Annotated in this window: 12 protein-coding genes; 5 read left to right on the top strand and 7 right to left on the bottom strand. The window is 69.0% G+C overall.

What is annotated here, in order from left to right:
- Positions 1-1,771 (bottom strand): replication restart helicase PriA (gene priA / locus B2U11_RS03375; protein ID WP_292069955.1); only part of this gene is annotated, 1,771 nt, incomplete at its 3' end.
- 30 nt (positions 1,772-1,801) lie between these two features.
- Between priA and fsa the strand changes: the two genes are divergently transcribed.
- The 3 genes from fsa to B2U11_RS03360 are packed head-to-tail and all read left to right on the top strand — an operon-like array spanning position 1,802 to position 4,113.
- Positions 1,802-2,455, top strand: a complete 654-nt coding sequence (gene fsa / locus B2U11_RS03370; RefSeq protein ID WP_249751587.1) for a fructose-6-phosphate aldolase — start codon at positions 1,802-1,804, stop codon at positions 2,453-2,455.
- A 37-nt stretch (positions 2,456-2,492) separates the two neighbouring features.
- Complete coding sequence (locus tag B2U11_RS03365; RefSeq protein WP_292069956.1) at positions 2,493-3,194, top strand: DUF484 family protein; 702 nt, start codon at positions 2,493-2,495, stop codon at positions 3,192-3,194.
- A 4-nt stretch (positions 3,195-3,198) separates the two neighbouring features.
- Positions 3,199-4,113, top strand: coding sequence for a tyrosine recombinase XerC (locus B2U11_RS03360; RefSeq protein ID WP_292069949.1), 915 nt, complete (start codon positions 3,199-3,201; stop codon positions 4,111-4,113).
- 7 nt (positions 4,114-4,120) lie between these two features.
- On the opposite strand, the gene B2U11_RS03355 is transcribed toward B2U11_RS03360, so the two are convergent.
- Both B2U11_RS03355 and B2U11_RS03350 read right to left on the bottom strand, forming a co-directional pair.
- On the bottom strand, positions 4,121-4,456 hold the full coding sequence (locus B2U11_RS03355) for a hypothetical protein (RefSeq protein WP_292069947.1): 336 nt from the start codon (positions 4,454-4,456) through the stop codon (positions 4,121-4,123).
- Positions 4,457-4,522: 66 nt separating this feature from the next.
- Entirely contained in the window at positions 4,523-5,314 is a 792-nt protein-coding gene (locus tag B2U11_RS03350) for an SDR family oxidoreductase (protein ID WP_292069945.1), read from the bottom strand.
- A gap of 138 nt (positions 5,315-5,452) precedes the next feature.
- Between B2U11_RS03350 and B2U11_RS03345 the strand changes: the two genes are divergently transcribed.
- Positions 5,453-5,830: a hypothetical protein gene (locus B2U11_RS03345; protein WP_292069943.1), complete on the top strand. Its 378-nt coding sequence runs from the start codon at positions 5,453-5,455 to the stop codon at positions 5,828-5,830.
- Between the two features lie 237 nt (positions 5,831-6,067).
- Here B2U11_RS03345 and B2U11_RS03340 read toward each other — a convergent pair whose 3' ends face one another.
- Complete coding sequence (locus B2U11_RS03340; RefSeq protein WP_292069941.1) at positions 6,068-6,274, bottom strand: hypothetical protein; 207 nt, start codon at positions 6,272-6,274, stop codon at positions 6,068-6,070.
- Between the two features lie 209 nt (positions 6,275-6,483).
- On the opposite strand from B2U11_RS03340, the gene B2U11_RS03335 reads away from it, so the two are divergent.
- Positions 6,484-6,945, top strand: a complete 462-nt coding sequence (locus tag B2U11_RS03335) for a lipocalin family protein (RefSeq protein WP_349680702.1) — start codon at positions 6,484-6,486, stop codon at positions 6,943-6,945.
- Positions 6,946-6,948: 3 nt separating this feature from the next.
- Here the strand turns inward: B2U11_RS03335 and B2U11_RS03330 are convergent, their stop codons facing one another.
- Genes B2U11_RS03330 through B2U11_RS03320 form a run of 3 tightly spaced genes read right to left on the bottom strand, consistent with a single transcriptional unit; the run spans position 6,949 to position 8,361 of the window.
- The gene (locus B2U11_RS03330) at positions 6,949-7,572 is read right to left on the bottom strand and encodes a recombinase family protein (protein WP_292069939.1); all 624 of its coding nucleotides are present in this window, start codon (positions 7,570-7,572) and stop codon (positions 6,949-6,951) included.
- A 35-nt stretch (positions 7,573-7,607) separates the two neighbouring features.
- Positions 7,608-8,093, bottom strand: a complete 486-nt coding sequence (locus B2U11_RS03325; protein ID WP_165114626.1) for a GNAT family N-acetyltransferase — start codon at positions 8,091-8,093, stop codon at positions 7,608-7,610.
- Positions 8,094-8,124: 31 nt separating this feature from the next.
- Complete coding sequence (locus B2U11_RS03320) at positions 8,125-8,361, bottom strand: hypothetical protein (protein ID WP_292069937.1); 237 nt, start codon at positions 8,359-8,361, stop codon at positions 8,125-8,127.
- Positions 8,362-9,009: the final 648 nt, after the last annotated feature.

Below are 9,009 nucleotides of genomic sequence, written 5' to 3'. Positions count from 1 at the left end.
GCAGCAGGGCGCGCCCCGGCTTGTCGGCGCGGCCGGCTCTACCCGTCGCCTGGGCCAGCAGTTGGTAGGTCCGCTCGGCCGCGCGCAGGTCGCCGCCGCGCAGGCCCAGGTCGGCGTCCACCACCCCGACCAGCGTCAGGCCCGGAAAGTTGTGTCCCTTGGCCGCCGCCTGGGTCGCGACCAGGATGTCGATCTCGCCGTCCGTCATGCTCTGGATCAGGGCGCGCGCGGACTTGCCGTCGGGCACGGTGTCGGAGCTGAAGACCGCCACCCGCGCCTGCGGGAACAGCTGGCGCACCTCCTCCTCGACCCGTTCGACGCCGGGTCCGACCGACACCAGCGAGTCCTCGGCCCCGCATGAGGGACACAGCTTCGGACGCGGCATGGAGAAGCCGGTCAGGTGGCAGACCAGCCGTCCGGTGTAGCGATGCTCGACCAGCCAGCTGTCGGTGTCCGGGGCCGTCAGCCGATGGCCGCACGCGCGGCACAGGACGACGGGGGCGTAGCCGCGCCGGTTCAAGAACAGCAGCACCTGCTCCTTGCGGCCCAGCGTCTCGCCGATGGCCTCGCGCAGCGGCTGGGAAAGCCAGGTCTGCGGGTCGGGCGGGGTTTGGCGCAGATCCAGCAGGGCGATGTCGGGCAGCACCGCCGCCCCGTGCCGCGCGCGTAGTTTCAGCCAGTCGTAGCGGCCCTGGCGCGCGTTCCACAGCGTCTCCAGCGACGGGGTGGCCGAGGCCAGCACCACCGCCGCGCCCTCGATCCGCGCGCGCGCCACGGCCAGATCGCGCCCGTGATAGACCAGCCCCTCCTCCTGCTTGAACGAGCTGTCGTGCTCTTCGTCGACGACGACCAGACGCAGGTTGACGAATGGCAGGAACAGGGCCGAACGCGCGCCGACCACGATGTTGCAGCGCCCGGCGATGACCGCCTCCCACACCTGGCGACGGCGCGGCGGGGCGACGCCGGAATGCCATTCGGCGGGCGCCGCGCCGAAGCGGGCGGTGATCCGTTCGATCAGCGCCTGGGTCAGGGCGATCTCCGGCAGCAGGATCAGGACCTGCGCCGTCGGATCGGCGCGCAGGGCCTCGGCCGCCGCCTCCAGATAGGTCTCGGTCTTGCCCGAGCCCGTCACCCCGTCCAGCAGGAAGGGCCGAAAGGCGCGCGCGGCCACGCCCTGGGCCATCGCCTGGGCCGCCGCCGCCTGGTCCGCGTTCAGGCTGGAGGGCGCATGGTCCGGGTCCGGCGCGTCGAAGGCCGCCTGGGCCGGCGCCTCGAAGACTTCCAGCACCCCTTCGTCGATCAGGCCCTTGACCACGCCTGACGAGACGCCCGCCGCGCGCGCCAGATCGGCCGCCGTCAGGGCGCGGGCGCCCAGCGCCTCCAGCACCGCCGTGCGCGCCGGCGTGGCGCGGGCGGGCTGGCGGTCGCCGACGCGGCGCACACGCCGTTCTGGTCGGGGCGGCGGCGCGCGCAGGCCCTTCAAGGCGGTGGAGGCCATTTCGCCCGGCGCCGACAGGGTCCAGCGCCCGGCCCATTCGACGAAGTCCACGGTCGCGGGCGGCAGGGCGGGATCGTCCAGCACCGCCTCCACCGCCTTCAGCCGCCGGTTCGATCCGGTCGTCTCGAACACCTCCGAGACGATCCCGCGCATCAGGCGCGGCCCCAGCGGCACCGCGACCTGATCGCCCCGCGCCACGGCCATGTCGTCCGGCACGGCGTAGTCGAACGCCTCCGGCACCGGCAGGGGAATGAGGACCGAGGCGACTTTCACCGCACCGCGCCCTCGGCTATGACGCCGTCCATGAAACTCTTTCTCGACACTGCCGACGTCGCCGTCATCAAGGACATGGTCCCCACGGGCATGGTGGACGGCGTCACCACCAATCCGTCGCTGATCGCCAAGTCGGGTCGGAACATCGCCGAGGTCATCGCCGAAATCTGCGCCTTGGTCGAGGGCCCGATCTCCGCCGAGGCCGTCTCGCTCGATTTCGAGACCATGGTGAAGGAAGGCGACAAGCTGGCCGCCATCGCCCCGAACGTGGTGGTCAAGCTGCCGCTGACCTGGGACGGGCTGCGCGCCTGCCGGGTGTTCACGGACAAGGGGATCAAGACCAACGTCACCCTGTGCTTCTCGGCCGCCCAGGCGCTGATGGCCGCCAAGGCCGGCGCGACCTTCGTCTCGCCGTTCGTCGGCCGGCTGGAGGACCACGGCGCCGACGGGATCGCCCTGCTGGAGGAAATCCGCGTCCTGTACGACGTGCACGGGTTCGAGACCCAGATCCTGGCCGCATCCTTGCGCAACGTCGGCCATGTCGCCGCCGCCGCCGTGGCCGGGGCGGACGCCGCCACCTTCGGCGCCGACACCTTCAAGGCCCTGGTAAAGCACCCGTTAACCGACAAGGGGCTTGATGCCTTCATGGCTGACTGGGGCAAGACCGGGCAGTCCATACTGTAATCGTCGCCCTTCCCGGAGAGGTCTGTTGAGCGGCTCATTGGACCTTTTCGCGGCGTCGGAATCGGACGGAGCGGCCGCGCTTCACTGGCCGGACGTGCGCGCCTGGCTCCAGGCGCACCCCCAGACCCTGCTGGACGACCGCTCCCTGCTCGAAGAAGTGGGCCTGCGTCCGCACGGCCGCAACGTCGTCGACTTCGGCGCCGCCGCCCTGACGCGGGTGGAAGCGGTCGCCGAGCGCGAGGCCGGCGCCCGGCGCGAGCTGGAAATGATCGCCCGCGCCAACTTCGCCGCCCAGACCCAGACCCATGTGGCGACCCTGGACCTGATGGAGGCGCGCAGTCACTCCGACCTGGCCCGCCGGCTGGACGCCGCCGCCCAGGGGCGGTTCGGCTTGGCTGGTGCCGCCATCGCCCTGGAAAAGCCCGGCGGCGTGCCCTTCGGCTGGCGCGCGCTGGAGACCGGCGGGGTCGACGCCTTGCTGGGCGAGCACGGCTTGGCCTGGCTGGGACCGTATTTCGAGGGCCTGGACCTGTTTGGCGCCGTCGCCGACCAGGTGCAGTCCGTCGCCCTGATCCGAATGGCGCCCCAGCTGACGCCGGGCGAACCGCCGCGCCCGGCGCTGTGCGCTTTCGGCTCGCTGGAGGCCGAGGGCTTCACCCCCGCCATGGGCTGCGAACTGGCCGCCTTCCTGGCGCGCGTGGTCGAACGGATGGCCGAGCGGTGGCCGGTGCTGAACTGATCCGATGACCGCCGCCGAGGCCCTGTCGGCGTGGCTGGCGCACCTGGCGCACGAACGCCGCCTGTCGCCGCGCACCCTTGAGGCCTATGGCCATATCGGGCGGCTGTACCTGGCCTTTCTGGAGCGTCATCGCGGCGGACCGCAATCTCTGGCGGACCTCACGACGATCACGGCCGCCGAGGTTCGCGCCCATATGGCCGAGCGGCGCGCGGGGGACCGTCCGTTGGGCGCCCGGTCGCTAAGCCAGAGCCTGTCGGCCATTCGCGGCTTTCACGCCTACCTGGACCGGCGGCTGGACGCCCCCGCGCCGCAACTGGCCTTGGTGCGCGGACCGCGCATCAAGCCCTCGCTGCCCCGCCCCGTCACCGAGGATCAGGCGCGCGGCCTGCTGGAAGAGCCGGAGGCCGACCCGGACGCCGAACCGTGGGAGGCCGCGCGCGATCGCGCCGTCCTGACCCTGCTCTACGGTTGCGGCCTGCGGATCTCGGAGGCCCTGTCCCTGACCCGCGCCGACGCGCCCCTGCCCGAGACCCTGCGGATCGTCGGCAAGGGGTCCAAGACGCGCATGGTCCCTGTCCTGCCCGCCGTGCGCGCGGCGGTCGACGACTATCTGGCGCGCCAGCCCTTTGTCCTGACGTCCGAGGACGCCCTGTTTCGCGCCCGGCGCGGCGGCCCGCTGAGCCCGCGTCATGTCCAGGCCTCGGTCCAGCGCCTGCGCGGCCGACTGAGCCTGCCGGAACGCACCACGCCCCATGCGCTTCGCCACAGCTTCGCCACCCACCTGCTGGGCGCCGGCGCCGACCTGCGTTCGATCCAGGAACTGCTGGGCCACGCCAGCCTGTCGACCACCCAGAAATATACCGGCGTCGACGCCGAACGGCTGTTGGGCGCCTATGCGGCGGCCCACCCCCGGGCCTAGCGCGCCATCAGAGCGCGGGAACCGTCCGTTCGCGCCGGGGCGGCGGCGTGCGCGAGGCGCTGTCCGGGCTCAATAGATTCCGTCCCAGGGCCTGGCCCGATTCATTCACGGGAAAGCTGATCGGAAGCGGGCAGTTGTTCTGGTCCCGGCGGTCGAGCAGCAGGTATCGCCGCACCGCCTGCGGTTGGACTGATCGATCCAGAAGACCGCGCGACGTTACCGCACGATCGTTCGGCTCCAGCCGCGCCTGGCTCGTCTCCGACGGACAACGCGTGTGTGTCTGGCCGACATTGGGCACGACGGCGGCTTGAAGCGACAGGCCCAGCACGACGGCGGTCAGCATGACGTCTCTCCTTGCGGCTGCCGGCAGCCTACACCCGCAACCGAGGATTGGCCAATCGCCCCCGGATCAAATCGCCCGGACCGCGCCCCCATCCAGCCGGATCAGTGAGCCGGTGATGTAGGCGGCCAGGGGGCTGGCCAGGAAGGCCGCCGTCGCGGCGAACTCCTCGGGCGCTCCGATGCGACCGACCGGGATCGACTTCACCGACTCCGCGCGCGCCTGTTCGGGCGTCACGCCCGCCCGTTCGGCCGCCGCGCGGTCCAGCCGGTCGATGCGGGGGGTGTCGATCCGGCCCGGCAGCAGGGTGTTGACCGTCACGCCATCGGCCGCCACCTCGCCCGCCAGGGTCTTGGCCCAGGCCGCGATCGAGGCGCGCAGCGTGTTCGACACGCCCAGCGCCGCCGACGGCTCGACCACCGTGATCGAGGCGACGTTCAGGATGCGCCCCCAGCCCTCGGCCCGCATCGCCGGCAGGACACGGTCAGTCAGGCGGAAGACCGACAGCACCATCGACTCGAAATGGTCGCGCCAGATCTGGGGATCCAGGCCCGACACGCCGGACGGCGGCGGCCCGCCGGTGTTGTTCAGCAGAATCTGGATCGGCCCGCCCAGCTGCGCCTCGGCCGCATCGACGGCCTTGAGCAGCGCGGCATGATCGGCCAGGTCTGCGGCGGCGACCACCGCGCGTCCCGGCCCGGCGGCGTTCAGCGCCTCGGCGGTCGCCTTCAGCCGGGCCTCGTCGCGCGACAGCAGGGCCACGTGCGCGCCTTCCGCCACCAGGGCGGACGCGACGGCGCGGCCCAGGCCGCTGGAACCGCCGCAGACCAGGGCGCGCCTTCCGGCGAGTTGCAAATCCATGACCGTCTCCTGATCGCTCTCGGGGCGCTTCATATCGGCCGGGCCAGGCCGGCGCGCAACGCCCCGTTAACCGGTGAGGCGCAACCTTGATCCCGTGCGGCCGTCAGCGCCGTGGGACAGGCCGGGGAGGGCCCGCCCGTGTCGACCAAGATGACCTCCAGCATCCGCCGCTACAGCGACCATTTCGAGCCGCAGGACACCGATCCCCAGGAGCAGCGCCGCCTGCGCGGCCAGCTGGAGCAAATCGACTACGCCGCCTATGTCGCCAACAAGGAGGTGATCGCCCAGTCGCTGACCGGCCTGGACGCCGCCTCGCTGCAGAAGCTGGCGGTCGTGACCGCCCAGGCCCGCGCCAAATGGGTGGCCGAGGCCCTGCGCCTGGCCCACTCCGGTTCGCCCGTCACCCCCGACCAGGCCGCCCGCCTGACCGCCGCCCGCACCGCCTACGACGAACTGGTCGAAGCCTACGAAGCCCTGCGCCGCCTGGTCGAACGCGGCTACGTCGTGCTGCGCTGATTATTGAAGGACGCCTGGTGGAGCCGAGGGGACACCAGATGGATCAGATTCGTCGGTCATAGGAAGGCTCTGCGACTCGGGCATTGAAGCCGATCAGCAGAGTCCGATGTCTGGGGACGGTCAACGTCTCGAACGGTGGCTTTCGACCGTCGCTGACGTTCGGCGCCGGGGGCCACACCATCAGCAAGTCGAGGTCGATTGTTTTCGGACGATAGACCTATGCGTAGTGCGGCCAGCCTATAGATCGAATGAGATCAGGATCAGGCCGACGCCTCCAACGGCCATGCATGTGAACAGCACGACGTTGAACCAGTAGGCGACGGGCTGGCTGTCTCGTCGAGCCAGAACTCGCCCGGCCTTGTCGCTGGCGAACCTGTCTTTGATCGCCATAGCCAAGTAGGCGACCCCCATGACGACGCCCAGTATCCCCAGCACCAAATGCATCGGCCCGTCCTTCTTCTGACGTCGATGATGCAGCCGCTGGCACAGCTTGCCAATCGTCCCCTCCTCGCTGTGAAGCGCAGGAACCGTAGCCGTTGCATGGTTGTTTCGGGGCGATGAAACGGACTCTCCCCCTTCTTCTCCTCGCGGGCGCCGCCGTCGCTCTGACGGCGTGCGCCACCCTCCAGCGCGGCCCTGTCGGCAACCGATCAGTGCCCCAGCCCGCCAAGCCGGTGGACCTGACCCAGTATGCAGGTCGCTGGTATGAGATCGGCCGCTATGAGGCTGGCTTCCAACGGAACTGCGAAGGCAGCACGGCGACCTACGCCATGCGCGACGACGGCCTGATCAGCGTGGTGAACACCTGCCGTCAGGACTCGCTGGACGGCGAGCTTCGCACGGCCGAGGGCAAGGCCAAGATCGTCGAGGGCAGCGACAACACCAAGCTGAAGGTGTCGTTCTTCGGCCCCTTCTACGTCGGCGACTACTGGGTTCTGGACCGGGCGGACGACTACTCGTGGTCCATCGTCGGCGAACCTTCGGGCCGGTATCTTTGGCTGCTGTCGCGCTCTCCCCAGCCGTCGCCGCAGGTTCGTGAGACGATCATGAACAGGGCGCGCGACCTCGGCTATGACCTGTCGATCCTGCGCGTGACGCAGCAGCCTCAAGGCTGACGCTCACGCCGAGACGCTCTCCAGACGGTCTTCCTCGACCTTGGTCATGGCGTGCTTGATGCGCTGGACCGAGGCCGTGGAGGTGCCGGTAGACTTCGCTACGGCCCGGATGCTCTGACCGTCCTTCAGGGCCTTCTCGACCCTCGCCACACGGTCGGGCGACAGGCTGGGCCGACCGAACTGGACGCCCTTGCTGCGTGCCCTCTGGATTCCGGCGATCACGCGAGAACGGATCAAAGCCCTTTCGAATTCTGAAAATACGGCGAGCAGCCCGAACATCATCCGTCCGCTCGGCGTCGAGGTATCGACCGATTGCTGGTGCAGGTAGAGGTCGCAGCCTGACGCTTGGATGTCGTTGAGGAAGGCCACCAGATCGGTCAGGGAGCGTCCCAGACGGTCCACCGCATAGGCCGCGCAGATGTCGATCTCTCGCCGGTGGATGGCCTTCAGGAGGGCGTCGTAGCCCGGTCTCTGATTCCGCCCTTTGGCGCCGGAGATCGCTTGGTCCTCGAACACCCGGACGATGGTCCAGCCCGCTCTTTCGGCCACCTCGGTCAGGATGCGTATCTGGTTCTCGACCGTCTGCTGGTCGGTCGAACATCTGACGTAGAGGCCGCATCGCTTCATCCATCAGAAGGTCTCATGGATCGGCGGGGCGTCAATCAGATCGGCGCGGAGAGGGCCTTGGCCATGCGGTAGTTGCGGAAGGTCTCTCCCCGGAGTTCGACGTCCTGCGCCTCGATCACCTCGAAGCCGTTGCGTTCGAAGAACGGGCGGGCGGTGATGCTGGCCTCGGTGAACAGCCGGTCGATGCCGTGTCGGTTCGCATGGTCGTGGATGTGATCCAGCAGGGCACGCGCGACGCCTCGGCCTTGGTGGTCTGCGTGGACGAACATCATGTCGATGTGGCCGTCTGGCTCCAGATCGCTGAAGCCCGCGATTTCTCCGGCGACTTCCGCCACGAAGGTCGGTCGGCCGCCGAGGCGCGTCGCCCACTGCTCTCGGTTCACAGCGACCGGCGCCCATGCGTCGATCTGGGTCGGGCTGTAGTCCCGGCTGGCCACATGCCTCACTGATCCAGCGAACAGGTCGATCAGCACATCGAGGTCTTCCGCGCGGTAGGCGCGGATGTGGATGGTCTCGTTCATGGCGTCGCCTGATGTCAGAGGGGCGACGCCTTTAGCTGGGCGAGCGGATGTCGTCCAAGGGCATGACGAACATCTGGCTGTAGCCTTGGTGGCCATCGCTGGTCGTGAAGACGACGAACTCCTCGCCCGCTTGTTCTGCCGCCTCGCGCACGATGTCGCTGAACTCGTCGATGTGGTCGAGGCGCCCGGTCAGCACGAAGCCGTCCTCATCCCGCCGGATGTCGTAGGCCGGATGGTCGTTCAACAGCTTGTCGAGGAGCCGTCCCATGCCCGAAGCAAAACACCGGTCTCCGTAATGGTCAAGCCGAGCCGTCCTTGTGGTTTTCAGAGGTGTCTTTCAGCACACCTGAAGCGGGTTCTGGGAGGCCCGGATTTGCTGGGTTCTGAAGGGCGAATTTCGGAGGGGCTTTTGTCACGGGCCTCCAACCCGTTCGCGGCGTGCTTGATCGGCCTTCGGCCTCGTCACCAGAATTGTTCGGCGCCGACGAGATGGAGGTCTTCTACATCGGCGGATCAATGAAACGGCCCGACGTCAGTCGGGGCGTTCATGGTCTGGCCGAACGACGTCGTGGCCGGAGCAAGGCGACGGACGCGGCTCGTCCGACCGGGCTATGGTTGTCCTATCGCCGGGACGGCCAACCGCTCACGCGGTCGTCCGCTCCTGACGATGATATCCCGCAGATCGCCTCGGCCTTCGGCCTCCTCGATCCACGGCCGATCATTCATCAGTCGTTGGCGGATTGATCCGGTCCGATTCCTTCACCTCGGCTCCTCGTCGAGAACCCGGCCCGGCAACCCATTCGCACCTTTCTCTATAAGCACGCTGCGAATGGGTTGCCCTGAACCCTTCCTTCAGACCGTCCGGGGCAGAGGGTCGTAGGAAGGATCAGCATGAGCGTGCGGGGGAGACGGCGTG

The sequence above is a fragment of the Brevundimonas sp. UBA7534 genome (assembly GCF_002479325.1).
Lineage (GTDB): Bacteria > Pseudomonadota > Alphaproteobacteria > Caulobacterales > Caulobacteraceae > Brevundimonas.
This window is presented reverse-complemented; position numbering and strand designations above follow the sequence as displayed.

Coding starts and splice junctions, on each gene's coding strand:
- fsa (WP_249751587.1), top strand. CDS start 1,802: ATGAAACTCTTTCTCGACACTGCCGACGTCGCCGTCATCAAGGACATG.
- B2U11_RS03360 (WP_292069949.1), top strand. CDS start 3,199: ATGACCGCCGCCGAGGCCCTGTCGGCGTGGCTGGCGCACCTGGCGCAC.
- B2U11_RS03355 (WP_292069947.1), bottom strand. CDS start 4,456: ATGCTGACCGCCGTCGTGCTGGGCCTGTCGCTTCAAGCCGCCGTCGTG.
- B2U11_RS03350 (WP_292069945.1), bottom strand. CDS start 5,314: ATGGATTTGCAACTCGCCGGAAGGCGCGCCCTGGTCTGCGGCGGTTCC.
- B2U11_RS03340 (WP_292069941.1), bottom strand. CDS start 6,274: ATGCATTTGGTGCTGGGGATACTGGGCGTCGTCATGGGGGTCGCCTAC.
- B2U11_RS03330 (WP_292069939.1), bottom strand. CDS start 7,572: ATGAAGCGATGCGGCCTCTACGTCAGATGTTCGACCGACCAGCAGACG.
- B2U11_RS03325 (WP_165114626.1), bottom strand. CDS start 8,093: ATGAACGAGACCATCCACATCCGCGCCTACCGCGCGGAAGACCTCGAT.
- B2U11_RS03320 (WP_292069937.1), bottom strand. CDS start 8,361: ATGGGACGGCTCCTCGACAAGCTGTTGAACGACCATCCGGCCTACGAC.